Origin of the sequence: Paenibacillus sp. TAB_01 (assembly GCF_043945595.1) — a bacterium.
Taxonomy (GTDB): Bacteria; Bacillota; Bacilli; order Paenibacillales; family NBRC-103111; genus Paenibacillus_S.
This window is the reverse complement of sequence record NZ_JBIFNP010000001.1, coordinates 1,313,383-1,339,884: the sequence shown is the minus strand read 5'-3', so window position 1 is coordinate 1,339,884 and position 26,502 is coordinate 1,313,383. Positions and strand designations below refer to the sequence as shown.

Here is a 26,502-nt window from a genome sequence, read left to right as displayed (position 1 = left end):
TTGCCGTTGCCTTTATTGTGGCATAGAAGCATGAAAGGAACCTTAAAACAACGTTAAGAAACGCGGCCGCCCCGCTCTAAAAATTTTCCAAGCCTTCGAGCTTCTTCTGCCCCCAGGATGCGATTTTCACCTTGGCAATCATGTTTCCGGCTTCCTTCTCCAGCTCTTTTCCCGTGCCTTCCGGCACATAATATTTCTCAATTCCGTATGTTACCCGGATCGCCTGATCCCAGCTGCTGTCCACCTGTCCTTGCAGGATGACCTCTCCAGGCTGTGCAGACGGTTTGGAGCCGTACAGCCCTGCCGCCTCATAAACAGCGGGATTCCCGCTTCCCTGCTTCAACAGAACATAAACTTTGCTTCCCCGCGCAGGAACCGGCGCCTGATCCTTCCACAGCTCAGGACGCAGCTGGCTGATTTCATAGCTTAAGGTGACATAATCGCCATACAGCAGATCCCTCGGGTCTACGGGCGCTGTCTTGATCCGGATTTCTTGACCGAACCAGCCAACGGCGTAATAAGATCCCGCTATCCCGCCTAGAAACAGCACCTGGAGAACAAGCAGGATGATCAGCTGAGTCCAGCGGCCGATTGTTTTTTGGCTCATGACGTTTTCCCTCCCTTGGTATCCTCCAGCACTTGTTTTTTGCGCCGGTTCAACACCCAGCTGAGAGCAAGCAGCAGCAGCCCGCCTATAATAAAGAACAACGATTTGTCCATGAAATCCCACGTCAGCTTTCCGTAGGCAACCATCGTGCTGCAGAGGAACAAGACGGTACCGAAGTTAATTTTAAACCGCCACTGCTCCATATAGCCGCGCCACAGCACATAGAACGAGAAGAAGAACAAGGCCAGCAGGTACAGCACTTCAATCCCGCCCGGCAAATAAACGAACGGCGCAAGCAGGATCCATTCAAAAGCACTGGAGCCCCTTGCCTGCCGCAGCTTGCCCAATACCGAAATAGCGAACAGCACCACCAATGCAATCAAATAATAGGCTGGCTGGGCGAGAATTTCATCCAGATCGGAAGAAGATCTAATATCCCATAGCAGCACCATAGAGACAGCGAATACATACGCCGCAATCAATGGCACCGTCTGTACCGCATAGCCGCTGCTGCGATCCCGAATCCAATCGCCTGCGGCGTACAGCGCCATCACCGGAATGAACAGCCACAGCAGCGGCCAGTCCTTGACAAAAACCAGCATCAGGCATTGCAGTACAAAGCTGAGACTGTAGCACCAGGTCAACAGCGTGCTTTGACGCTGCCATGTGAAATAACCGAGGCCGACGGCCATGATGACCAGAGCGGCATAGCTGAATTGATGCAGCTCGAGCGTGCTGTACCATTGAGCCCCTGTGAAGATAAGCAGGCTGATCAGGTATAGGAACCGGCTCCGGTACATATAGGTTAGAACAATTCCTGCCAGCCCCCACACAGTGAACGAGGTCAGGTCATAGGCAACCAGATGAAACATTTGTCCGACCAGAATGATTCCAGCGCCGAACGATACTAGCCCCAGCGCCGTCAGCGCTATTCCCAGCTTGCCGTGCCCCTTACGCAAAAACTGCTCGCCGCCGGCATAAAATCCGACCATTACCACAACGATCATCAACAAACGGAGCAGCTGCGGAATTTCCTGCCAGTTGGCGGCGATGAAGCTCAGAATGCCCAGTCCCAGCAAAACGCTGCCGAGTAAAGGGAGCATGCCGATCGCATGCTTTTGCTCCGCGTATAATTGAACGATCTGGTCATACTGCTCGCGCGAGATGATGTTTTTCTCTACCCATCCCAGTCCTTCCTTTTCAACCCACTTCCGACTCATTGCAGAACACCTCTTTCTTCCAGTACCTTTGTTTTCAGTATAGCCTTTCCTTTCATAAAAAGAAGTACTATCTTTCTCTAGTACCGGTCGGCTTCCATACAACTTATTACACAAAAAAGCCTCCAGCTAAAAAGCTGGAAGCTCGAACTTGTTGAGAAACCGATGGATTTAAGCGGTACCCCCGCGGAATATCCTGCTCCAATTCCGATTCAAGGCTGTGGTTGGATCAGAATAGAACATAAGCCCCAGGGCCGATCAATGCGACGCCGATCGCGACCGCTAGCAGCACCAGGTTGTACTCAATTCCGTTCGAGGTCACCCATAGGCCATTTTTCCCGTGAACGGTAATAATCGCCCCGATCATAGTCAGCGCAATCAAAATGCCTCCTACCGAAGTCCACACTCCCGCGGCGAACAGCAGTCCGCCGATCAGCTCAGCCAAGCCTGCCAGCAGAGCCACCAGGAAGCCTGGCTTTAAACCGATGGAATCGAACCAGCCGCCGGTTCCTTTCAACCCGTGACCTCCAAACCAGCCAAACAGCTTCTGTGCGCCGTGCCCCGCAAATAACAACCCCACAACCAAACGAATAATTAAAAGTCCTGTACTAACCACATTCAACACTCCCTTAAGTTTATTCAACAACTTACTTTATGTTAGTATATTACATGTTGTACATGCCTTAAGTCAATCTTTTTTTTCGAAAAAAATATATCCTTTTTAAGGGCTGCAATCCAAGATCTATCTTTATGTCCGCCTGCTTCCTAGGTATACTTAACTATGAAAGTACTCCTGGAATTGGGTGATTGGTCATGATGTCACGAAGACGTTTTATTAAAAAAATGCTGCTCTCTCTCGGCTTGCTTACCGCAGGCGCCGCGGCTTCCATTCCTTTCGTACGGCGCTGGTTCGCTGAAGCGGAGCCCGAGAAGGCAATGAATGAAATCGAACCTCCCCCTCTCCAGCTGCAGGAGGAGGCTTCGCTGCCCAAGCCGCCTCTGTTAACGATGTTCCTGCTGAGCGACCTGCACATTTCAGTCGGCGAATCCTCCATGTCGGATAAGCTTCATCTGGCGCTGAAAGATATCAGCGAATGGGAAACCAAGCTGGATACGATTGTGCTCGGCGGCGATTTGACGGATTTCGGGCGCGATAGCGACTATAAGCTGCTGAAACGGATTCTCGATCAATATCCGCTGCCGCCAATGTACGGCAATATGGGTAATCATGATTATTACGATATTTGGCTTAATGAGCGGGGGGCTTTTTCAACAGACACCGTTCCGAACGGCAAAACGGATGCCATGTCCAGGGAACGGTTTATGAGCTTCATCGGTTATAGCGGTAAGCCTTATAAGGATGTGTGGGTAAACGGTGTTCATCTGATCATGGTGTCACAGGAGGCCTATGTGGAAGAGAAGCCCGATGTGGGCGAAGGGGCCTGGTATTCCGATGAGCAGCTCGATTGGCTGCGGGAGACGATGAAGGCACATGAGGACGGCAAGCCTGCGTTCGTATTTATTCATCAGCCTTTGCCTGAACCGGGCAGCGACGGGCGGACCCATCAATTGATCCGCGCCAAGGCGTTCCGCGAAATATTGGAGCCTTACCGCAACGTGTTTGTCTTGTCCGGACATACCCATAGAAGCTTCGTCAACGAAAATCATTATAACCGGCAAAACTCGTTTCACTGGTTTAACAATGCTTCTGTCGGCAGAACCCGGAGTGTTCTTCCCGGCCAGGCCAGCACAGCCGCGCAAGGGTTATTCATTCAGGTGTACCCGCAGGAAGTCGTGCTTCGGGGCAGAGAATTCAGCGACCGCACCTGGATTGATTCCGCCGATTGGAACATCCCCATCGTCTGATTGTCGAAAAAAGAATGCATGTCCGGGCTAAAAAAGTAGAGGAAATAAAAAAATATTGTCGAATACATGATGAAGAAGATCCATTATGAACTTCATTTTGTATCCAAGGTGATTGTATGAACTTTATTAATCAGCTTCTGCTCAACATGCTTATCATCATTTCTGCCATCACGCTTTTTCAAATTTTTTGGATCAACCGAAAGCAGAACATGGACGCTTTGCTGAATCAGGTTATTTTTGCCGTACTCTGTTCATTAGCCGCCTTATTCTGCATGTCCCATCCGATGAAACTAACGGAAGGCCTGCAGTTTGATTTTCGCATCATTCCGTTAGCGCTCTGTTTACTCTATCTCCATTTGAGACCTGCGCTTATTGTAGCTGCCTTCATCGCCGTCTATCTGTTCTATATTGGAGGCAGCACAGTCGTGCTGTACGGCAATCTCTTGTCCTGTATTTGCTGCGGCGTTCTGGTGTTATGCTGCAAGCCATGGATGCTTCTGGACAATCGGACTCGCAATGTGGTGAATGCCACTGCCATCGGATTTATGCTGGGCGTCGTCACCTCCATCCTGACCTACTGTATCCAGGTATGGGTCGATGTCACCATGCTGCCGGTTTATCCTCTTTATTACTTGGTCTACAGTTTGCTGCAAGGCGTTACGTTCGGCTTTGTCATTCGAATCGTCGAGCAGATTAAAGAAAACATGCTGCTCCGCAAGCAATCGCAGGATACGGATAAAATCAACGTGCTGAGCGGACTGGCCGCTTCCTTCGCGCACGAAATCCGCAACCCGATGACGGTAGCCAGAGGCTTTATGCAGATTTTAAAGCAGCCCGGCATTTCCGAGGACAAACGCCAAATTTATACAAGCATGGTCGTCGAAGAAATCGATAAAGCCCAGACGATCGTCAACGATTATTTAACGTTTGCCAAACCTCAGCTCGAAGCGATCGAGCTGCTTGACGCCAAGCCTTTAATTCAAAAGGCGGTGCAGAGCATCAAGCCGTTTGCCGACCTGTACCATGTCGAGGTGGAGACCCAGCTTGACGATAAGCTTATCATCAGCGCAAACCGCGATAAGTTTATTCAATGCATGACGCATCTGTTCAAAAACGGCATCGAGGCGATGCCGGACGGCGGCAAGCTGCAAATCATCGGCACCGTCCAGAACCAGAGTGTCTGCATCGACATTATCGATCATGGAGTCGGCATGACGCAGGAGGAAATCCGCAGGCTGGGAACGCCGTTTTACACGACGCGCGATAAGGGAACCGGACTCGGCATGATGGTCACCTACCGTGTCATCCAGATGATCCAAGGCAAAATCGACGTCACCAGCGAGGTCGGTAAAGGAACCTGCTTTTCCCTGCTCATTCCTTCGCTGCCCGTCAAGTCTTATCATTGATCGGCCAATTGATCCATCACCTCACGAAAGAGAGGGATGGATTTATTTTTGTCCGTTTCCGGGACATTTTGTACGAGGACGGCGACGGCATACTTCGGCTTCTCTACAGGGCCGTAGCCGATAAACCATTGATTGACCAGCTTGCTCCCGCGCGCATCCGTCACCTGAGCCGTACCGGATTTACCGGCGACGGGCCAGCGGGCTTGCTGCAGCGCCGTGCCCGTTCCTTCATGCACCACATCCTGCATCCAGGTCACAAGCCGCTTCGCGGTCCAGGTCCGTTATTCGCTCCGGCAAGCCGCGTACCTCCTCCGGCTTTAATGCCTCCAGCAATCTGCCGTTCCGATAGCGCACCTCTTTCACAACCCGCGGCGCTTCAACCTTTCCTCCGTTCAGCAAAGTAACGACCAGGTTAGCCGCCTGCAGCGGCGTAACCTGGACATCGCGCTGCCCGATCGAAGACTGTGCCTTCACGCCTCCGTCCTCCTTCGGTGTCGCCGCAGCGAACACCTGCCCCGTCTCCTCTCCGTCCCATTGGTGAAAATCCGGCTGCTCCATGAAGGCATCCGCCCAGCCAACCTGCACGCCGAGCCCCAGCCGCTCCGCATAGCTCTCCAGCTGCGCTCCGCTTAAGCGTTCGGACAGCTTGGCAAATACAATATTGCACGACTGCGCGTATCCTTCCTCGAAAGTAAGCATGCCATGCCCATCCTTCTTCCAGCACGTTAACCCATACTTACCCAGTTCTCCATCGCATTGGAACGTCTCGTCCGGACGGGCAACGTGTTCGTCCAACGCAGCCGCTGCGGTAACCGTCTTGAAGATGGACCCCGGCGCCGTCGCTTTGAGCGCCTTATTCGTCCAGGTGCCTCCTGCCAAATCGATATGCTCCGGGTTAAATCCGGGCTGGCTTGCCATGGCAACGACATCCGCGTTGGCGGCATCCAGCACGACCACCGCCCCCTCCTTAACCTGCAGTTTTCGCATTGCCTGCTCAACCTTGCTTTGAACAGACGCATCCAGCGTGGTGATGACCTTCAAGGGATAGTAGGCATTGGACGGCAGGACGGTCCGGGCATCCAGACCGGGCAGCGGATGTTTGGCGGCATCCATAAACAACGACAAAGTAGTCGCTCCAATCCCCTGGAGCCAAGGCTCGAACGTTTTTTCCAGGCCGGCTCCGCCGATTTTGCTCGTCAGCTGAAGCTCTCCGCGGTGAAACTGATCCGTAAACTGCCGGGTAATACGCTCCGGATTTTGGCCGATATACCCGATAAGATGGCTGGCCGGCTGCTCATCGGCATATCTTTGCTTCAGCTTGGTCACCGCCAGCTGCGGTGTCTGCAAGGCTCGAATTTGAGCAATTTGAGCATCGCTGAGATCCACAGGCTTACCTGCTTGCTTCCACACCTCAGGAGCCTTTAAAGACGCTGTGAACCGCTCCCACTCCGGCTCCGATACGCCTAGAATAGAGGCGATTGCCGCGGCCGGATTATTTTCCGGGAAATGATCCTCCGGCTCTTCGGCGGGAAACGGGAATACCGTCAATACATTCCGCTCACTGCCGGTTAGCGGCACGCCGTTACGGTCGTAGAAATCGCCTCTTCCGCTATCCAATACAATTCCCTGCTCGCGCTGGATTACAGAGTTTTGAACCAGATCCACGCCATGGGAGGACCAATTCCGGCTGGCCGCAACCTGAATCCAGAACAGTCTTACATTCAGCAGGACCAAAGCTGCAATAAAGCACAGCAGAATATAAAATAGGCGATGCTTCTTCAAACTGGGTGACTTCATCGGCTGCTGACATCCCCTTATCTTTCGCTAAGATGTAAGATGATGTGAATAGTAAACAGTATTGGCTTCCATACGTCAGCTCAAACAAAAAAAGAATCGTATTTCATAGTGCGGATACACCATGAAAACGATTCTTTCGTTCGAATATTATATTTATAGAGATCGATTATACATCGAACTTGGATAACGATTCCTGCAGCGATGTAGATAATTGCTCCAGCTTATCGGACAAGCGAACCAGGCCGGAGCTGATGTTCAATTGCTCTGCGCTGAGCGAAGCGACTTCTTGGGAAGTTGCGGAGGACTCTTCGGCAACGGCGCTTACGTTGGACATCGCATCGGAAAGAACCAGCTGCGACGTATTCAGATTGCTGATCGATTCGGTTACCTCCGACAATCTGCCGATAAAGCCGCCCATGTGGTTCTGAACCTCTTTAAAGATCGAATCGGCTTCCTTGACGGAAACGATCTGCTCTTGGAAAATCGGATACGCATTGGACAGTACGGAAACAGTCTCGTCGATTTCCTTTTGAATGGTTTCCGTAAATTGACCGACAATTTCGATCGATTGGCGGGACTGATCCGCCAGCTTGCGAATCTCGTCGGCAACGACCATGAAGCCTTTACCTGCCGCGCCTGCGCGGGCCGCCTCAATCGTAGCGTTCAGGGACAAGATGTTCGTTTGCTTCGAAATATTGTTCAGTACATCCAGAATTTTGCGGATCGAACGTGTGCTTTCCTTCAGCTTATCGACCTTTTCTACCATATCCCGGGTCATCGCTTCCGTAGCATTCGTCTTATGTATCAATTCGGACATGTACTCGATCCCTTGCTCACTGGACTTTTGCACATCGGAAGCGGCAGTTCCCATGACTACATTGGAATCGATCACCGATTTCATTTGCATCCCGATATTATGTGTCAGCTCGTTCCCGCGTTCCGATTCAACCGCCAGGCTGGAAGCGCCCCCTGCGATTTCTTCGGTTGCGACCGCAATTTCTTTGGCGGAAATCGCCGTTTTCTTCGAGGCATCGGTCAGCTCGGCCGCCGTCTCCAGAACTTCCTGGGCCGAACGGTTCGTCTGTTGTACCAGTGCCGTAATTTTTTCCATCATTTGATTAAAGCTTTGGCCCAACTGGCCGATTTCATCCTGGGAAGATACGTTCATCCGTACGGTAAGGTTCCCTTGCTCGCCTTCCTTCATCAGATTGCGGAGCTTGATAACCGGCGTACCGATCATGCGAGCAACGACAATACCGATCACGATAGCGATCAGCGCGGCAATCCCTGCCATAACCCAGGTAATGTTGGAAATGACCTTCGCGTCTTTTACCAGCTCTGCAATCGGCATTGCCCCCATCAGGTACCAGCTGGTTTTGGCCGATTTGAAATAGACGAGCTGCATTGCTTTATCCGTACTGAGCGTGCTTTTGTTCTCGTCCGGAAGCCCTTCTTTGGTAATAGCAATCGATGTTTTCTGTCCGATCGTATTCAGGTCTTTGGCATAGACTACGTTTAAATCCGGCGAAAGAATCAGCGTCTGTCCGCCTTCGCCCATCTGAATATCGGCGAGCTCCTTCGATACCGCATCCAGACTGATTTCGATAAGGAGAACGGCCTGCTGGGTATTAGTCGAAGTATTCTTCAGCACGCGTCCCAATCCGAAGGTTGCCGCTCCGCTGCCCGATCCTTCCGAGAAGCCTTTGGCTCTTGCTTCAAGCCAGGTAGCGCGGCCGTTGTTGTCCATAACGGTCTTGTACCAGTCTTCCTGGGATACGTTATCTTTGTTCAGCGGGTTGCCGGACGAGCTGATCGGCTCTCCCTTGGCATTGATCAGGTGAAGTGCTTTGATCGTTTTGTTGGAATAAGAATAAACATTTAATTTATCCCCGATTTTTTGCCTCGTTTGTAAATAATCATAGCCCCCTCTATTGAGCGTATCGATATCAGATAGCATTCTCTTCATGTCTTCGTCCAGCAAAATTTGCATGGACAAGTCTTCATAAACTGCATAAAGCAAATCCAGCTTTTGCCCGGCCTGCGTAATCGTCTGCTCCGAGGCATCGGCAACTTTTTTCTGAACGACCCCTTTAGAAATGCTGTAAGAAGTAAAACCTACCGTCAATACGAAGAACAGGATGCTGATCAGAAAAATAAGAAACAGCTTCATGCCCACTGATTTCATGGGATTTTCCAGCTTGAATCCTTCTACGGAACCGCCCGAGGCATTCGCGAGTCCCATTCCTTTACCTGATGCTTTTCCATTGGCCGTCTTCGCTGAGAACCATTGACCAACCTTAGCTGTCCACTCTTGAAGTTTAGACAGTTTTCCTTTCAAAGGAATCACCACCCTAATTTGTTAGATTGCTGCTTGAAGGACGATTCTTCTTGCTCTAGTACTATTCGACACGATTTTTCCATTTCCTCTTGTTTAATCGCTTACATTGCAAAAATATAGTACCATCGCCTTAGAATTCCATTCCATTTCTTTTCTTTTTCGACACGTAGCATCTTAATTGTTTTTTCCAGTTTTGTCCATGGGCCAAATGTCCCAGCCATCGCTTCCGCCGCCCGGATTAACTGAATATGCGCGGCAGCTCTCTGGCAGGAAACGCAAAAAAGCCCCCGAAGGGAGGCTCTGAGCTTGTCGAGAAACCGCGAATATGTGTGAAACTCCGGTGGGACTCCGGTGGGGTATCCTCCTCCAGCCGCTGTTGAAATCCGTGAATTGAATTAGATTTGAAGGTATTTTCACGAATTTCAAAGGCGGACGTAAACTCTTCCGGAAGATCCCCCGCCTCCGTTGCTACGCATGGTTCACTTCGTACGGCTTTCTCGACAGCCTAAAAGCCCCCCGAAGGGCGGCTCTTTTGGTCATTTTCGATTCATTACTTGGCTTTGCCCATTTTCTTGCGCATCATATCGAACGGCTTCACAGGCTGCTCCACCTTCATGCGGATCCGCTGCAGCGGATGGCGCGCGGCATCCAGCTGAATACCCGCCTCGTCGAAAATGTCGACGACCGTTTGTTTAAAGAAGGTGCCCTGCGGACCGAAAAATTCAATTTCCTGTCCCGGCTTGAAGTGATTCCGCTGTTGAATGATTGCGGTGCCTGTCGCTTCGTCATACTCCATGACCACCCCGACGAAATCATAAGGAGCGGCTTTATCTTCCGGTTCGAAAATATGATCCTCATGATCCGGCGTATCAAAGAAAAAGCCGGTGTTGAGCGGGCGGTTGGCCGCTTTTTGCACTTCATAGAGCCACTCCGGCTTCAATTCGTAATTTACCGGATCGGCAAAATAAGCGTCGATTGCCTGCCGGTAAGCATTGACTACTGTAGCCACGTAGTGAACGCTTTTCATCCGTCCCTCGATTTTGAAACTGTCCACTCCCGAGCGGATCAGCTCAGGCAAATGCTCGATCATGCAAAGATCCTTCGAGCTCATAGAGAAAGCATCGTCGTTGTCGTTAAACAACGGCAGCTCTTTTATCCCGATCTGAGAGCCGGACCGGTCTTCCTCCGTCGTAAACAGATCGTACTTCCAGCGACAGGACTGCGAGCAGCCGCCGCGGTTGGAGTCCCGGTCCGTGAAGTGGTTGGACAATACGCAGCGTCCGGACCAGGAGCTGCACATAGCTCCATGCACGAACACTTCGATTTCCATATCGACGTTCTGCTTGATGTCGACGATTTCCTGCATGCTGGCTTCGCGCGCAAGCACGACCCGGTCCACGCCTTCTTCCTTCCAGAATTGGACGGCCTGCCAGTTCATTGTTGACTGCTGCGTGCTCAGATGGATTTCCAGCTTCGGCGCCACCCGCTTGCACGTCTCAATAATGATCGGGTCCGCCACGATAATGGCTGCCACTCCCGTCGCTTCAATCCCGCGCAAATAGGCCTCCAGCCCGGCGATATCTTCGTTATGCGCATAAATGTTCGTAGCGACGAAAACTTTGGCACCGTAACGTGCTGCGAACTCCACGCCTTCGCGCATTTCCTCGAACGTAAAGTTATCCGCATTCGAGCGAAGCCCGTACTGCTGCCCGCCGATATAGACAGCGTCCGCCCCGTAATGAACGGCAAATTTCAGCTTCTCCAGACTTCCCGCAGGCGCCAGCAGCTCCGGCTTCTCCAGGCGAACGCGCTTGCCGAGTAAATCCTGTTGTAACATGGTCACAAGTTCCACCCCTATCCTCTTTTTAATGTGTAATGATTAATAGACTTGCTCTTTAAAGAAGAATCCGAACGTCAGCTCGCGCCGCGGATCTTGTTGTTCACGAATCGCATCAAGCCACTCTTCCTGAAATTCATACTGCTCGGGATCTGCGCAGTAAGCATCAATTGCTTGGCGGTAGCCGCGCAGCACCGTCTCGTTATATTCAACCGGCTTCAGCAGGCTTTCGATGCGGAAGCTGTCGATATGCCCTTCCATCAGCTCATGCAGGTTCTCCAGCATGCAGATGTCGTCCGAGCTCATAATATGCGTCCCGTTCTGATCCTCATACACAGGGTAACGCTCATCCTTACGTTCCTGCTCAATCAGGAACAAACCGTCCTCCAAGCCTTTGAGCGCCGCTTCTTCGCGGCCTTGATGGGCTTGATAATTGGAAACGAGGCTCCGCTTGGAGTGATAGATGTTGGTAATGCCGTGTACTTGAACCTGAACCTCCATCGCCGGGAGCTTGCTCTTGATCTCCAGCGTTTCCTCCAGATTCAGCTCACGCGCCAGAACGACGCGGGTTGCTCCCTTCGAGCCCCAGTAGCTTGCCGTCTCATAGTTCGTCGAGGTCATCTCGGCGTTCCAATGCAGAGGCATGCCTGGCGCCGCCTGCCGGATCGCGATAAGAACGCCCGGGTCTCCGAAAATAACGGCGTCGGCTTTCAGCTCCTGCACGCGCCGCAAATAATCGGGCAGCTGCGGCAGCTGTTCGTTATCCATGATCTTGTTCATGACGATATAAACCTTGGCGCCGCGCTCGTGGGCCCAAGGGATCCACGTCTCCAATTCATCCAGCGTCACCTCGCCGGGCAGACGCATGCCGAAACGATGCTCTCCTACGGCGATCGCATCCGCTCCCGCCTCGATATATTTACGGATCTGCTCCGTTGAACCTGCCGTGATATACAGCTCCGGTTTTTTCATCCCTTGCTCGTCCCTTCTTGTGCAATATTTCAGGTAGAAGAACGGTGAATACAGTCCGCTGTAAATGGATACCCGCTTCCAGGATCGAGTAAGCAGAACGCTTCCTCCATTGAATCGGGTGCAAAAGCGAACGCAGCGCTTTTCATCAATATCCTCGACTCTGTGCATTCACCGCACTTCTACTTCAGCGCGTTTGGCTTACGGGTTCTTCTTGCTGGCCGCTATATTTTGCTGGTGCTGTTCATACGTTTCAGCGAATAAATGCCCCTTGCTGCCGTCCTTTTTCGTTACATAAAATAAATATTTCGTCTCGGCAGGATAGATCGCCGCCTGAATGGAAGCAAAGCTCGGGCTTGCAATCGGACCTGGAGGCAAGCCGGTATGCAAATAAGTATTATAAGGGCTTTCCAGCTGCAAATCTTTTTCAAACAGCCGGTCTTTCGGTTTGTCGAATAAATATTGAACCGTTGCATCGATCTGCAGCGGCATCCCTTTCTTCAGCCGATTATAAATGACTCCGGAGACGAGGGTCCGCTCTTCCTCGACGGCAACCTCCCGCTCGATCAATGAAGCGACGGTCATCATCTGATGAAAAGTCAGCTTCCTGTCCGCCAGCGTCTGCTGCCATGAAGCGGGCAGCGATTCCAGCTTCTTGTCCAGCTCGAGCATCATCCGGTCCAGCATGTCCTCCGGCTTCGTATCCGGCGTCCATTCGTACGTCTCCGGAAACAGATAGCCCTCCAGCCGGTTTTTCAGCTGGGCATCGTTCGGAATTTGCGCAAACGATTTGGCGGTAAACTGCCTATACTGCTGCGCCGTTTGCAGGAACACAGCCGGATCGACACCGAACTGCTGATGAATCTTGTCGGCCGTCTGCCGGACGGTGAAGCCTTCGGGAATCGTCACCTTCGTTCCCTCTTCCTTAACGACCAGCCCCTGGTTAAACGCAGCTATGATTTCATCCAGCGTCATCCCGGGTTGCAGCTCATATTCCCCTGCCTGAAATTTGCTTCCCTGCTCTTTCCATTTCAAATAATAGGTGAAAGCCTGCGCATTGCGGATCAGACCGGCCTGCTCCAGCATGGCGGCGATTTTCGCCGAGCCCGTGCCCGGAGCGATAGTTATCCGGTGAGGCTCCGGGGAAGAAGGCACGGGCTGAAGCGTCTGCCTGACGAATAGAACGGCCGCGCTCCCCGCCGCTATTAAGAAAATGAATATTGCGATGACGAGCTTGCTCTTCGTCGTCATTTGCTTTTTGTCCTCCACCGGAGCTCCTTCCTGCTATGGCTACGTCCCATTGTTTATAAACAACGAAAAGAGCGGATCGTCTCCGCTCGCTTCCGTTTACAAAACAAGTTGTAGTCTACAACACATCGTCTTGCGGGAAAGTCATTTCATCATACAGCTCAGAAACGTTCTCCCATTCGTCGTCATCATCTATCGTTTCCAGTTCAAGCTCGCCGTCTTCACCCGGAGTGACCCTGAAGATTTCAGGCTCATCCTCCTTCTTGGCGCGTTCGTGCTGCAGCACCGCATACCCTTGGTCGCCCAGCCGAAACTCCGCGAGCAGCTTATAAACAACGGATTGTTCACGGTCATCATACAAAATAATATCATCTCCGTATGCTTCGCGCAACTGATTCGTCGGTTTCATATCCTTGAATTCGTACAAAAGCGGGCCTCCTGTGCCGGTTTATCGGGAGTCTTCCTCATCCTCGGAAAATTCATCCATCAGCGTATTGAAGGTTTCCTCCACTACATTCCATTCTTCTTCGTCTTCAATAGTGTACAGCTGAAGGTCGTCGCCGTCTTCTTCGTAACGGAAAGCATACACTTCATCGGATTCCTCTTCGGCGTCCACCGGGACAACCATCATATATTTCTTATCCGAACCGTCCACTTCAAATTTCATGATGACCTCAAACTCTTCTTCGTTGCCTTCTTCGTCCGGGATAAAAATAATTTCGGGTTCATCCTGGAGTTGTTCTTCTTTAGACATGAACATCACCTCTTCGTTTTGGAATCCATATAATTTTGCAAAATAAGCGCAGCCGCCATTTTATCAATAACCTGCTTGCGTTTTTTGCGGCTCACATCAGCTTCGATCAGCGTCCGCTGCGCGGAGACTGTGGTCAGTCGTTCATCCCATAAGTGAACGGGCATTTCTAGTGTTTCATGCAGGGATTGGGCAAATGCGATGCAAATTTCTCCACGCGGCCCGATCGTGTTATTCATATTCTTCGGCAAGCCGACGACGATCTCCTGAACCTGGTACTGGGCAATCAGCTCCCGAAGCCGGGAGAGATCCCGCTCTACCGTCGAACGGCGGATCACTTCGAGCCCTTGAGCCGTCCATCCCAGTTCATCGCTTACCGCGACACCGATCGTTTTATCTCCGTAATCTAAGCCCATCAGACGATTCATTGTTTGTAATTAGCCCCTAAGCCCTAAAGTACGGGCAGGCGCTAAAGGAAGCTTATGCCCCGGCCTGCCCGTTTACGTTCATTTAAGATTTATGCTGCTGCAGGTAAGCACGAACCAGCTCTTCAATCAGCTCGTCGCGCTCCCGCTTGCGGATCATACTTCTTGCGTTGTTATGGCGGGGTATATAGGCCGGATCTCCGGACAAAAGGTATCCGACAATCTGGTTGATCGGATTGTAGCCTTTCTCCTGAAGAGCATCATATACCGCCAGCATGACTTCCTTGGGTGATGTTTCGATTTCTTCCGCTTTTACGTTGAATTTCATCGTTTTATCCATCGAACTCATCCCAACACCCCCTTAGAAACATAAATGGAAAAGCATTATGTTATAGCAATAGCTGATATCTTCTTACATATTCGCTAGCTGTCGAAAAATTCCTGTTGAGAAAGCAAAATATTTTAAACGGTTGCCTGAGCAGCAACCCATTGTTCAGCCGCTTGTAAAGCATCGCCCAGCTTGGAGGCATCCTTGCCTCCGGCCTGCGCCATATCCGGACGGCCGCCGCCGCTGCCTCCGGCTGCCGCTGCCGCTTCCTTGATCAGCTTGCCGGCATGGTAGCCTTTGGCCACCAGATCCGGCGTCACCGCAGCGACAAGGTTCACCTTATCTTCGGCCGCGGCACCCAGTACGATAACCGCGGAGCTAAGCTTCGCCTTCATTTGGTCCACGATGTTGCGCAGCGATTCCATATCGCCTGCGCTCACTTGCGCCGCGAGCACCGGTACGCCGCCGATGTCCTTCAGCTGGTCGGTCAGAGAGCCCGCCTCGATCTTGCCGAGCTTCGCTTTCAGCGACTCGTTCTCGCGGGACAGCTCCTTCAGCTGGCCGAACAGGCCGTCGATACGCTTCGGCACATCGGCGATGTTCGATTTCAGCAGCGCCGACGCGTCACGCAGCAGCTGCAGCTGTTGATCCAAATATTCGTAAGCGTTGCGTCCCGTCACCGCTTCGATCCGGCGTACGCCGGAGCCGATGCCCGATTCGCTGACGATTTTGAACAGCCCGATTTCGCTCGTGTTCTTGACGTGGCAGCCGCCGCACAGCTCCAGGCTGTAGCCGCCGACCTGTACGACGCGGACGACATCGCCGTATTTCTCGCCGAACAATGCCATCGCCCCCATCGCCTTCGCTTCCGCAATCGGCTTTAAGGAAATGTTCAGCTCCGTGCTTTTCCAGATCTGCTGGTTCACCCGGCGCTCGATGTCCTGAAGCTCCTCGGAGCTGATGCTGCCGAAGTGGGAGAAGTCGAAGCGCAGACGCTCCGGCGCAACCAGGGAGCCGGCTTGGTTTACGTGCTCGCCGAGCACTTCCTTCAGCGCTTTATGAAGCAGATGCGTGGCCGTATGGTTCTTGATCGTGTCCTCGCGCATGGCTTCCGTTACGACAGCATGCACTTGCTCTCCGAGGCGAAGTACGCCGGATTCGATCACTCCCGTATGCACGTGCTGGCCGTGAGGAGCTTTCGTCACATCCTCCACCTTCAAGCGAAGGTCGCCTGCCGTAATATAGCCGTGATCGCTTACTTGGCCGCCGCTTTCCGCATAGAACGGAGTCCGGTCTAGTACAACCTGAACCGTTTCGCCGACGCCCACCAGATCCACCAGCTGATTTTCATGTACGATGGCTTCGACTTTAGCAGTTGTTACCAAATCAGTATATCCAACAAACTCGCTTTTAACCGTTAAATCGGCCAAAGGGCCGCCTTGGACCTTCATGCTGTCCGAATCCTGGCGGGCCGCTCTTGCACGGTCGCGCTGCTCCTGCATCGAGCGGTCGAACCCTTCGCGGTCGACGGTCATGCCCTTCTCCGCAGCAAAGTCTTCCGTCAGGTCAAACGGGAAGCCGTACGTATCATACAGCTTGAACGCGTCCGGACCGCTGATTTCAGTCCGGCCTTCCTTGCGGGCCTGCTCCGTCATGTCTCCTAAAATAGCCAAGCCGTCGGACAGCGTCTCGTGGAAGCGCTCCTCCTCGGTGCGGATGACTTTCTCGATAAACTCGCGTTTCTCTACGACTTCCGGGTAGTAGACGCCCATGATCTCGCCGACAATCGGCGTCAATGTATACAGGAACGGTTTATCCATGCCGATCACTTTGCCGTAGCGAACCGCGCGGCGGAGCAAACGGCGAATGACATAGCCGCGGCCTTCATTCGAAGGCAGCACGCCGTCGCCGACGGAGAAAGCGACCGTACGAATATGGTCTGCAATCACCTTTAGCGCAACGTCGTGCTCGTTGTTCTCGTGATATTTTACGCCGGCCAGCTCGCATGTTTTTTGAATGAGTGGCTGGAACAAGTCGGTATCGAAGTTGGAATCCACGTTCTGCAGAATCGAAGCAAAACGCTCCAAGCCCGCGCCGGTATCGATGTTCTTGTTCGGAAGCGGCGTGTAGCTGCCGTCCTTATTGTGGTTGAACTGGGAGAATACGAGGTTCCATACTTCCAGGAAGCGCTCGTTCTCTCCGCCCGGCCAGCATTCCGGATCGCTCAGATCGCCGTAAGCGTCGCCGCGGTCGTAGAAAATCTCGGTGCAAGGGCCGCAAGGGCCTTCGCCGATATCCCAGAAATTATCCTGCAGCTTGTAGATGCGTTCTTCCGGCAAGCCGATTTTTTTATTCCAATATTCAAATGCCTCGGTGTCCTCCGGATATACGGTCACCGACAATTTCTCCGGATCGAAGCCGATCCATTCCGGGCTGGTCAGAAATTCCCATGCCCAGGTGATGACTTCTTCCTTGAAGTAATCGCCGATGGAGAAGTTACCCAGCATCTCGAAGAACGTATGGTGGCGGCGGGTTTTTCCGACATTTTCAATGTCGTTGGTACGGATACACTTCTGCGAGTTGGCAATCCGCGGATTGTCCGGTACGACGCGTCCGTCGAAATACGGCTTCAGCGGCGCCATGCCCGCATTGATCCACAGCAACGACGGGTCGTTATGCGGAACGAGCGGAGCGCTCTGCTCGATTTTATGTCCTTTGCTGGCGAAGAAGGCCAGCCATTTGGAACGGATTTCACTAGCTTTCATGATTACATCTTCCTCCTACTTATACTCTAGCTTCTGTTTTTGGGATGGCTGGGAACAAACGGCTGGCGCAATAAAGTTCTGACTCAAAAGCCGGCGAAGGGATGGAAATATGTCGTAGAAACGAAGTGTTCGCCTTTGAAATCGTGAATATACCTTGCTGTTTCTAATAATCTATTCACGATTTCAACAGCGATCGGAGACATATTTCTATCCTGCAGCGCCCCCTTTTGAACACGTCGTTTGCCATGCTTCTTGCTCCATAAGCCAACGCAAAAACATCCCTGAAACACAAAAAATCGCCCCTGATAACAGGGACGAATGGATCGCGGTACCACCCTGGTTACTATGCTGTCCGCGCCTTCCGTGCGCAGAATGCCAGCACAATCTCCTTATTCAGACTTATAACGAGTCCATCCGGCGGATTTGATCCGCACTCCGAAATGAGCTTTCCGCCATCCTTCATAATAAAGGTTCTTCCAGCTGCAGCCGCTTAGAGCGGAATGCCGAACCTTCTCTCTGGGTTATGGTCTATGGCGTACTTAATTTCATCAACGTGTTACCTGATATGATGTTAGTTATAGGAAATTATATACGTTATGTGCAGGCCATGTCAACTGAACTCAGCTCCAGGCTACGGATGTGATCAGCTTGTGCTTGAACAGGCTCATCACAAACTCGACATAAAAGTCGTCCCGGACTATCCAGTGATATTCTTCATGGGCATGAGCGTACAGCAGCACATCGGTAATTTCATTATTCCCATCGAAATACTGCCTCATCCGATGGAAAGCCTGATGCACCGACGCTTCCTCCTGGTGGCAGTGAAAATGAATCTCCACATCCCGCTCCTGCTTCGATTCCGTTATAGTAAACCGCGAACGGTCATACTCGTAAGTCAACATCCTCTTTAAATCCTCCTCAACGCGTTACCGGTCAACTTCATCTTCTCATATTAAATAACGGAAGTAAATATACACGGTAGCGATGAGAACGGACAGCAGCATAAGCGGGAATCCGATTTTGAAATAAGACATAAACGAAATGGGATACCCCTCCTTGCCCGCAATGCCCGCAACGATCAAGTTCGCGCTTGCCCCGATCAGGGAGCCATTGCCGCCCAGGCAGGCGCCCAAAGCCAAGCTCCACCATAAAGGCTCCAAGTTTGTTATCCCCATCGTCCCCATTTCCTGAATCATCGGGATCATGGTTGCCACAAACGGAATATTATCCAGAAACGCCGAGGCTACAGCGCTGAGCCAAAGAATCAGAATCGCCGTCTTGGCGACGTCTCCTCCCGTGACGCCCATTGCATAATCCGCGAGCGCTGCGATAACCTCCGTCTCGACCAGGCCCGCCACAAGGACGAATAAGCCGACAAAGAAAAAAATCGTAGCCCACTCGACACGGCGGAACGCTTCCTCCAAATAATGCTCTCCGGTCAGCAGCAGAAGCAGAAATGCGCCTGCCAGCGCCACCGTTGCCGACTCCAGATGAACGAGCTGATGGACGAAAAAACCGCCGATGGTCAGCCCCAGCACGGCAAGACATTTGCGCAGCAGCGCCGGGTCACTTGATTTCATCCTTCTCATCCAGATCCAGAATACGGAGCCGCAGCTCTTCCGTCGTTTGAATTTGCTTGCGGTAAATCAGAATGAAGAACGGAATCGTAACGATTAAAATAACGAGCACGATCAAGCTTAAATTGTTGATAAAAGCCATAAAGGTAAGCTCCTTCACAGCGCTGCCGATCATAATATTCGGCGGGTCTCCGATCAGCGTCGCAGTCCCTCCGATATTGGACACCATAATCTGCGAGATCAGGAACGGAATCGGCGTTACATTTAATTTCCGCGTAATACTGAAGGTGACAGGCACCATCAGCAGCACTGTCGTCACGTTATCGAGAAACGCCGAGCCTACGGCGGTCACCAGGCACAACACTACGAGAATGCGTACCGGATACCCTCCCGCTTTTTTGGCGGCCCATATGGCAATGTACTTAAACAGCCCGGTTTCCGCGGTAATGCCGACGATAATCATCATCCCAATCAGCAGGCCCAGCGTATTGAAATCGATATGATGCACGGCTGTTTCCTGGCTTACGATGCCAAGCCCTACCATTAGCAGGCCGCCGATCATGGCGACAATCGTCCGATGAATTTTCTCTGAAACGATTAATGCATAAATAATTAAAAAAATACCGATAGCCATCCATGCTTGTTGATCCATAGGGACCCCTCCTTGTCTGCACTGCACTTGTTCAAGAAAAAGCGAGACAACCCTGGCGCACCGCGGACAAGCTTCATGTATCCCCGAAAAAACACAAAAAGAGCCCTTGGTGACAGGCTCCTCCAAATACCAATGCTATTATGAACTTTTTCTTTCCTCGTGTTTTCAGTCCACCTTTTATACGCAGGAATCGCTGTCCGGTTTCGCCAGTCCGTCATTTTTTTCGGATTAGACCGCCCGGCGGTGAATATAGTACATAAATACATGCTGCAAAATCACTTTCATCACCGCGAAAAAAGGAACGGCCAGGATCAGCCCCGGTACACCGGCTATTTCTCCCCCGACCAGGAGGGCGAAGATGATGACCAGGGGATGCATTTTCAAAGATCGTCCGACGACCTGCGGAGAAATAACATTCCCCTCGAGCACCTGGCAAATCGTATTGACGACCACGACGAGAAGCACCATTTTCAGTGAAACGGTGGAAGCCATAATAATGGCCGGCGCGGCGCCAAAGAAAGGCCCTAAATAAGGGATAATATTAAAGACCGCAACCAAGCTCGCCAGCAGCAGAGGATAAGGCATGCCGATCAGCCAGTACCCTGCGTAAGCCAGCCCGCCGATGATGACGCAGACGAGAAACTGGCCGCGGATGTAGTTGCCCAGCGCCGTATCCATGTCCACCAGCAGGGTGATGACCTGCTTCCGCTGGGTTTTGGGCACGATGGCCAGCGCCGTTTTCTCGATCAATTGAAAATCCTTCAAAATGTAGAAGGCCAGGAACGGGACAATGAATGCAACGAACAGCATGTTAATCGTGCTGCCGATCTCGTTGATATATTCGGAAATGGCGGCGGTAATGCTGTTCTCCAATTTGGCCAGCGCCTGGTTAATCCCTGAACGGATGCTGTCGGGAATCGATTTCTCATGATTTACGCCATCGACGATGCTTTGCGCCTTCATCGCCAGCTGCGGAAGGTGCGCATTCAGCTCCTGCAGCTGCTTCATGAACATCGGAATGATATTCATCATAACGACGGTAACCGAAACGATAAACACCGTATAGATCGTCAGCACGGCGACAGGCCGCGGCATCTTGCGCGCATTCAGAATCGAGACGACCGGGTTCAGCACGTAGGAGATGATCATCGCAATGATAAACGGGGTCAAGATTTCTTTCAGAAAACGGTATATCCCCAGCAGCATCGGCTTGATCTGCAGCAGCATAAACAAGATAAGCAAGCATAGGATAATATATATAAGGACTGTAAACATCCGCTTTTTATAAAATGGCTCCATCCGGTTTCACCTGCCCTAAGCATTCGGTAAGCCTCGCAACTTCCACTTACAGTATGTGTACTCTTTGTCATTATTACTCAGCTTGTGGGCCCCGGCCGCCGGAAAGCAACAAAAAATCGCACCCTCCCCTCCCGCATGAATACGGAAAAAGCCGGTGCGATACTATTCGTATCTTTATAGAAAGTTCTGCATCCAATTAGTTGGCATGAACTTGAGGGATTTCCTCTTCAAAGAACAAATCATCCAGCGAGCTGAGCGTACCGTCTTCTTCCACTTGGTAGACGGACATTTTTTCGCCGTTGACGGTTAATTCAATAAAGCAGCCCCAGCAATAAAATTGGTGGGAACCGATTTTCCCGATATCCTTGGAGTTGCAATTTGGACAACGTAACATCATTTATCACCCTATTCTTCTTTTGGTATGAAGCTATCCTCCAACGCATCCTGACAATGCACAGGCACAATTATCGCATCTTCACCCACTGTCACTGATTCTGGTAAGGGCAGCCATTTACGGCCTTCTTTCAAATCCGATATAAACCCTTCGGTTAACTCATATCCTATTACTTTTATACCCAAATTCTGGTCAAAATAAACGTCATCCACGATACCTAACTGCTGTCCGTTCGCCGTCAGCACCGGAAGTCCCTTGAGCTTGCGGGTCCCCGTTAACGAGGGACGTACAGCCCTGCAATGCATCCAACCGGGTGACCGCTTCTTCCTGCTCGATCGTAATGGCATCGTCGCCGATAGCTACAAGGTTCGTGCCATAAAATACAGCTCGGAGAAGTAAACCAATGCTTCGTTTCCAGCAGCACCGCTTTGATTTTCCAGTCTTCCCCCAGCAGAATATCCTTCGCTGTACCGATCTGTTTGCCCGACTGCACGCTGATAACCGGCAAACCGATGACGTCCCGTGCTCTCTTCAATCGTGCTGCCTCCCAAAAGCAGCTAAACAATCTCAAGCTGCTTCCTATTTATTACGGATACGTCTGACTATGGTTGCAATTTTTTCGGCGGCTATTTCGATCTCATCCGGTGTGTTTCCTTCGCCGAAGCTGAAGCGCACGGCCGATTTCAGAACTTCCTCCGGCAGGTGCATCGCCTTCAGTACATGCGATACTTCCAAGGAACCGGAGGTGCAGGCTGATCCGCTCGCGGCGGCGATGCCTTCCAGGTCCAAGTTCATCAGCATCGTTTCCGTGGAGACGCCGGGAAAGCTCACGTTCAGGATGTGAGGAAGCCTCTCCACAGCGTGTCCGTTGACGACCACCTGCTCCGTTCCCAAAAGCTCAGTAAGCCTTGTCACCATATCTAGACGTAGTTTTTCCAACTTTTGTTGCGTTTCATACGCGTTGGCAGCCAAGATTTGCAATGCTTTGGCAAAACCGACGACAGCCGCGTTATTTTCCGTACCGGGCCGGCGTTTGCGTTCTTGGTTCCCTCCGTGAAGCATCGGCTGAAGAGGGGTCTGCTTCGCCAGGTAGAGAGCTCCGATCCCTTTGGGGCCTTGCACCTTGTGGGCGGAAAAGCTCATCATATCCACCGGCAGCACATGCAAATCGATAGGTATATGTCCAAGCGCCTGTACAGCATCCACATGAAAAGGAATGCCCTTCGCACGCGCGATCGTTCCAATCTCGTGTATAGGTTGAATGGTTCCCACTTCGTTGTTGGCGTACATAATACTGATACATATCGTGTCGGGACGGATGGACTGCTCCAGCTGTCCGACATCTACGCGACCGGTCTGATCTACCGGCAAATACGTCACTTCATAGCCCTGCTGCTCCAGGTGTTCGCAGGCATGAAGAACGGCGTGATGCTCGATCTGCGAAGTAATGATATGCCGGCCTTTGGATGCCCCGGTCTGGGCCGTACTGAAAATAGCCGTGTTGTCGCTCTCCGTTCCGCCGCTGGTAAACAGCAGCTGGGGAGGCGCGCAGCCAATAAAGGAAGCTATGCTCTCTCTTGCTTGATGGATAGCGGCACGCGCTTCTCTTCCTGCGCTATGAGTGCTGGAGGCGTTCCCGAATACTTGTGTGAAATACGGCAGCATAGCCTGGACAACCTCCGGATGAACCGGAGTTGTCGCTGCATGATCAAAGTAAATGTGTGTCATCTTCAAAACTCCACTGAACTTAAATATAGAACATGTAATTGTCTGTCAAACCATCATCCTTGAAATTGATCAAATCCTGCAATGTGGTGGAATCCAGCACCTCTGCGATGCTGTCGCGGATACGTACCCATAAATCGCGCTTGGCCGGGTCGTCTTCCTCGGTAAAGTCCACCGGACTGATTGGCCCCTCCAATACACGGATCACATCCCCGGCGGAAATATCCTCTGGAACCTTGGATAAGATATACCCTCCGTAAGCTCCCCGAATACTCTTGACCATACCTGCATTTCGTAATGGAGCAACCAGCTGCTCCAGGTAATGCTCGGAAAGCTGATGCTTTTCCGCGATACTTTTCAAAGAGGTGGGGCCTTCTCCGTATCTAGTTGCCAGTTCCATCATAATGGTTAAACCATATCGGCCTTTGGTAGATATCTTCAAATAAAGCACCTCGTTCACATTTCATACATTTTTGTTTCAATTATATCCTATCATAAAACCCCGTATTATGGGAGTAAAACCGTGACATATTGATGAAATATTTTATTCTTGACCAAACCTATGTATAATACATGCTATGAGCTTGTCCAGCAGATTGTATTCAATGTGTTGAACACCCGCATAGATCAAGCAGTAAAAGCGAGGGTTGCAGGATGAATAAAAAAACACGCGTTGTGCTCGGGATGTCGGGCGGGGTCGATTCCTCCGTGTCTGCGCTTCTGCTCAAAGAGCAGGGCTACGAGGTCATCGGGGTTTTTATGAAAAACTGGGATGACACCGACGAATTCGGCCACTGTACCGCTGAAGACGACGCCGAGGATGTTCGCCGCGTATGCGAGCAGATTGGTATTCCCTATTATACGGTAAATTTTGAAAAACAATACATGGACAAGGTGTTTCAGTATTTCCTTGACGAGTACCGTAAAGGAAGAACACCGAATCCGGACGTCATGTGCAACCGCGAAATCAAGTTCGGCGAATTTTTGCAAAAAGCGCTGGACCTGGGCGCAGATTATATCGCTACAGGCCATTACGCCCAAGTCAGACAGGGTGACGATGGCCGATTCCAGCTGTTGAGAGGCGTGGACAACAATAAGGATCAGACCTACTTCCTTAACGCACTGAACCAGTATCAGCTGTCCAAGGCGATGTTCCCTATCGGTCATCTGCCCAAGCCCGAGGTACGCGCCCTGGCTGAAAAAGCCGGACTCGCCACAGCGAAAAAGAAAGACAGCACCGGGGTATGCTTCATCGGAGAGCGTAATTTCAAAGAATTTCTTAGCGGCTATCTCCCCGCCAAATCCGGTGAAATGCGCACGCTTGAAGGCGAAGTCAAAGGACATCATGACGGACTGATGTACTATACGCTTGGACAGCGCCAAGGACTTGGCATCGGCGGCTCAGGAAGCGGCGAGCCCTGGTTCGTGGCGGGCAAGGATCTGGAGAAGAACATTTTGTACGTCGTCCAAGGCGAGAAGCATCCTAGTCTATATACCTCCGGCCTTCGGGCCACCGATGTCAACTGGATCAGCGGGCTTCTGCCCCAAGAGCCGATCCGCTGTACGGCGAAATTCCGTTACCGCCAGCCGGATCAAGGCGTTACGGTTGCCTTCGGAGCCGACGGCACCACCTGTGAGGTGACATTCGACCAGCCGCAAAAGGCGATTACGCCGGGGCAGGCGGTTGTGTTCTACGACGGCGAAATCTGCCTGGGCGGCGCCACGATCGATACGGTTCTTCAAGCTTAGACAGATACCGGCAAAGCCCGTACCGAATTGTAGCAAATCAACTAAATAAAGCGGACTTCTCAGCTGCCGTCCGGGCAGAAGGGAAGTCCGCTTCTTATTTTCGTGTCGAGTATGAAATAAAGGAGTTCAATGACTGCTCAAGCTTACATGCTTGCGGTTATAGAGCCTGCCGCCTGCTGTCCTTGGGTGCGTTTGCGCACCACGATGCGTGAGATACGCAGATGATCGGTCTCGTCAATGATAAATTCAAACTGCTCGTTATATTGAATACGCTGGTTTTTCTTCGGCGGCATCTCCACCTGGGAGTAAATCCACCCGCCGATCGTATCGTAGTCGTCCGATTCGATTTCAATACCGAAATAACTGTTTACCTCTTCGATCAACAATCTGCCGTCAATCGAATGCGTCGCCTCATCCTTCTTCTCGATCTGCGGACGCTCTTCATCGAATTCGTCCTGCACCTCACCGACAATTTCTTCAATGATGTCCTCGAACGTAACCAATCCGGAGGTGCCTCCGTATTCGTCGATCAGCAGGGCCATCTGCGTTTTTCTCTTCTGCATGAGCTTCAGCAGCGCGCTGATCTGCATCGATTCCGGCACCTTCGTGATCGGCCGCATGATGTTCTTGATCGTATCGAGGCTGCCGTCCGCTTTCAGCAGGTCTTTAATGTGCACGAATCCGATGATGTTATCTTTGTCCGGATCGCAGACCGGATAGCGGGTATGCATTTGAGTAACGGCAATTTGCCGGTTTTCTTCATAGGTTAAGTTCGCGTATAGACACTCCATCTCGGTTCGCGGAATCATAATTTCCCTGGCATTCGTTTCGGCAAACTCAAAAATGTTGTCCACCAGCGTCAGCTCGGTATTATCGATTAAACCGCTCTTGTTGCTTTCTTTCATGAAGACGCGAATTTCTTCCTCGGTATGCGCCGAGTCATGCTCCGCCGTCGGTTCAATACCCACTTTGCGCAGCATCCAGTTGGAAGTCCCGTTCAAGAACCAAATAAACGGGTACATGATTTTGTAGAATAGGATCATGGCGAACTGGCCGATAGCAATGCGACTTGCTCCGACATCCGAATGGCGTACGTTTTGGGGAACTGCTCGCCGAGCGTAATATGAAAAGAGGTAATCAGCGTGAATGCGATAACGAATGAAATCGTATGTTCAACCGAATTAGGGATTTGTAGCGGCTCAAGCACCGGCTGAAGCAGTTTAGCAATTGCTGGTTCGCCAATCCAGCCTAACGCAAGCGATGCAAGCGTAATGCCGAGCTGGCAGGCTGACAAGTAGCCGTTCAGGTTACTCATCATCAATTTGGCAAATTTGGCATTCCGGCTTCCTTCCTGCGCCAGCACTTCAAGACGGCTGTTGCGGACTTTGACCATGGCAAACTCGACTGCCACGAAAAAACCGTTCAAAAATACCAAAAGCAATACTAAACCAAAATTCAACAGCATCGGTAACGGGTCACTATCCAATACATTTCCTATTCCCCTCGTTTAGGTGAATAGGTACACCTCCCTTAGGTTTCGATTTGTGATGCA

The 26,502-nt window shown here is 51.5% G+C and carries 24 protein-coding genes and 2 pseudogenes; 3 read left to right on the top strand and 23 right to left on the bottom strand.

The annotated features are described in order from the left end of the window. Positions 1-76: 76 nt before the first annotated feature. The 3 genes from ACHHV8_RS06505 to ACHHV8_RS06495 form a co-directional block, all read right to left on the bottom strand. Positions 77-607: a GDYXXLXY domain-containing protein gene (locus tag ACHHV8_RS06505; RefSeq protein WP_395157549.1), complete on the bottom strand. Its 531-nt coding sequence runs from the start codon at positions 605-607 to the stop codon at positions 77-79. Then, positions 604-1,827 carry a DUF2157 domain-containing protein gene (locus tag ACHHV8_RS06500; protein WP_395157548.1) on the bottom strand — a complete coding sequence of 408 codons (1,224 nt, stop codon included), beginning with the start codon at positions 1,825-1,827 and terminating at the stop codon, positions 604-606. Before ACHHV8_RS06500 ends, ACHHV8_RS06505 begins: the two co-directional genes overlap by 4 nt. 226 nt (positions 1,828-2,053) lie before the next feature. Then, a complete protein-coding gene (locus ACHHV8_RS06495; RefSeq protein WP_395157547.1) occupies positions 2,054-2,440 on the bottom strand; it encodes a DoxX family protein in 387 nt (128 codons plus the stop codon). Between the two features lie 197 nt (positions 2,441-2,637). Between ACHHV8_RS06495 and ACHHV8_RS06490 the strand changes: the two genes are divergently transcribed. Both ACHHV8_RS06490 and ACHHV8_RS06485 read left to right on the top strand, forming a co-directional pair. Beyond that, entirely contained in the window at positions 2,638-3,690 is a 1,053-nt protein-coding gene (locus ACHHV8_RS06490; RefSeq protein ID WP_395157546.1) for a metallophosphoesterase family protein, read from the top strand. Between the two features lie 116 nt (positions 3,691-3,806). Beyond that, entirely contained in the window at positions 3,807-5,096 is a 1,290-nt protein-coding gene (locus ACHHV8_RS06485; protein ID WP_395157545.1) for an ATP-binding protein, read from the top strand. On the opposite strand, the gene ACHHV8_RS06480 is transcribed toward ACHHV8_RS06485, so the two are convergent. The 19 genes and pseudogenes from ACHHV8_RS06480 to cymR form a co-directional block, all read right to left on the bottom strand. After that, complete coding sequence (locus ACHHV8_RS06480; protein ID WP_395157544.1) at positions 5,090-5,332, bottom strand: penicillin-binding transpeptidase domain-containing protein; 243 nt, start codon at positions 5,330-5,332, stop codon at positions 5,090-5,092. The two genes, ACHHV8_RS06485 and ACHHV8_RS06480, sit on opposite strands and share 7 nt — an antisense overlap. Beyond that, positions 5,325-6,893, bottom strand: coding sequence for a peptidoglycan D,D-transpeptidase FtsI family protein (locus ACHHV8_RS06475; protein WP_395157543.1), 1,569 nt, complete (start codon positions 6,891-6,893; stop codon positions 5,325-5,327). Before ACHHV8_RS06475 ends, ACHHV8_RS06480 begins: the two co-directional genes overlap by 8 nt. 166 nt (positions 6,894-7,059) lie before the next feature. Then, entirely contained in the window at positions 7,060-9,078 is a 2,019-nt protein-coding gene (locus ACHHV8_RS06470) for a methyl-accepting chemotaxis protein (RefSeq protein ID WP_395157542.1), read from the bottom strand. A gap of 703 nt (positions 9,079-9,781) precedes the next feature. Then, positions 9,782-11,068 carry a peptidase U32 family protein gene (locus ACHHV8_RS06465; RefSeq protein ID WP_395163438.1) on the bottom strand — a complete coding sequence of 429 codons (1,287 nt, stop codon included), beginning with the start codon at positions 11,066-11,068 and terminating at the stop codon, positions 9,782-9,784. A gap of 42 nt (positions 11,069-11,110) precedes the next feature. Next, positions 11,111-12,040, bottom strand: coding sequence for a peptidase U32 family protein (locus ACHHV8_RS06460; RefSeq protein WP_395163437.1), 930 nt, complete (start codon positions 12,038-12,040; stop codon positions 11,111-11,113). A gap of 198 nt (positions 12,041-12,238) precedes the next feature. Next, positions 12,239-13,306, bottom strand: a complete 1,068-nt coding sequence (gene mltG / locus ACHHV8_RS06455; RefSeq protein WP_395157541.1) for an endolytic transglycosylase MltG — start codon at positions 13,304-13,306, stop codon at positions 12,239-12,241. Between the two features lie 97 nt (positions 13,307-13,403). Then, a complete protein-coding gene (locus tag ACHHV8_RS06450; RefSeq protein WP_395163436.1) occupies positions 13,404-13,694 on the bottom strand; it encodes a DUF1292 domain-containing protein in 291 nt (96 codons plus the stop codon). A 39-nt stretch (positions 13,695-13,733) separates the two neighbouring features. Then, the gene (locus ACHHV8_RS06445) at positions 13,734-14,039 is read right to left on the bottom strand and encodes a DUF1292 domain-containing protein (RefSeq protein WP_395157540.1); all 306 of its coding nucleotides are present in this window, start codon (positions 14,037-14,039) and stop codon (positions 13,734-13,736) included. Between the two features lie 5 nt (positions 14,040-14,044). Further along, on the bottom strand, positions 14,045-14,464 hold the full coding sequence (ruvX, locus tag ACHHV8_RS06440) for a Holliday junction resolvase RuvX (protein WP_395157539.1): 420 nt from the start codon (positions 14,462-14,464) through the stop codon (positions 14,045-14,047). An 82-nt stretch (positions 14,465-14,546) separates the two neighbouring features. Then, a complete protein-coding gene (locus ACHHV8_RS06435) occupies positions 14,547-14,810 on the bottom strand; it encodes an IreB family regulatory phosphoprotein (protein ID WP_395157538.1) in 264 nt (87 codons plus the stop codon). A gap of 113 nt (positions 14,811-14,923) precedes the next feature. After that, a complete protein-coding gene (gene alaS / locus ACHHV8_RS06430) occupies positions 14,924-17,554 on the bottom strand; it encodes an alanine--tRNA ligase (RefSeq protein ID WP_395157537.1) in 2,631 nt (876 codons plus the stop codon). 620 nt (positions 17,555-18,174) lie between these two features. Next, the gene (locus tag ACHHV8_RS06425; protein ID WP_395157536.1) at positions 18,175-18,456 is read right to left on the bottom strand and encodes a hypothetical protein; all 282 of its coding nucleotides are present in this window, start codon (positions 18,454-18,456) and stop codon (positions 18,175-18,177) included. A 45-nt stretch (positions 18,457-18,501) separates the two neighbouring features. Next, positions 18,502-19,783 (bottom strand): annotated as a pseudogene (locus tag ACHHV8_RS06420) (ArsB/NhaD family transporter). Between the two features lie 228 nt (positions 19,784-20,011). Then, positions 20,012-21,082: an AI-2E family transporter gene (locus tag ACHHV8_RS06415; RefSeq protein ID WP_395157535.1), complete on the bottom strand. Its 1,071-nt coding sequence runs from the start codon at positions 21,080-21,082 to the stop codon at positions 20,012-20,014. A gap of 196 nt (positions 21,083-21,278) precedes the next feature. Beyond that, positions 21,279-21,476, bottom strand: coding sequence for a hypothetical protein (locus ACHHV8_RS06410; protein WP_218093074.1), 198 nt, complete (start codon positions 21,474-21,476; stop codon positions 21,279-21,281). 11 nt (positions 21,477-21,487) lie between these two features. Next, positions 21,488-21,721 (bottom strand): PRC-barrel domain-containing protein, encoded by a 234-nt coding sequence (locus ACHHV8_RS06405; protein ID WP_395157534.1) that lies wholly within the window; start codon positions 21,719-21,721, stop codon positions 21,488-21,490. A gap of 29 nt (positions 21,722-21,750) precedes the next feature. Next, positions 21,751-22,011, bottom strand: coding sequence for a PRC-barrel domain-containing protein (locus ACHHV8_RS06400; protein WP_395157533.1), 261 nt, complete (start codon positions 22,009-22,011; stop codon positions 21,751-21,753). 44 nt (positions 22,012-22,055) lie between these two features. Next, entirely contained in the window at positions 22,056-23,204 is a 1,149-nt protein-coding gene (locus ACHHV8_RS06395) for a cysteine desulfurase family protein (protein WP_395157532.1), read from the bottom strand. Between the two features lie 19 nt (positions 23,205-23,223). Then, the gene (gene cymR / locus ACHHV8_RS06390; RefSeq protein WP_395157531.1) at positions 23,224-23,643 is read right to left on the bottom strand and encodes a cysteine metabolism transcriptional regulator CymR; all 420 of its coding nucleotides are present in this window, start codon (positions 23,641-23,643) and stop codon (positions 23,224-23,226) included. Between the two features lie 212 nt (positions 23,644-23,855). On the opposite strand from cymR, the gene mnmA reads away from it, so the two are divergent. Next, a complete protein-coding gene (gene mnmA, locus ACHHV8_RS06385) occupies positions 23,856-24,950 on the top strand; it encodes a tRNA 2-thiouridine(34) synthase MnmA (RefSeq protein WP_395157530.1) in 1,095 nt (364 codons plus the stop codon). A 143-nt stretch (positions 24,951-25,093) separates the two neighbouring features. On the opposite strand, the pseudogene ACHHV8_RS06380 reads toward mnmA, so the two are convergent. Beyond that, a pseudogene (locus ACHHV8_RS06380) lies at positions 25,094-26,415 on the bottom strand (hemolysin family protein). Between the last annotated feature and the right edge of the window lie 87 nt (positions 26,416-26,502).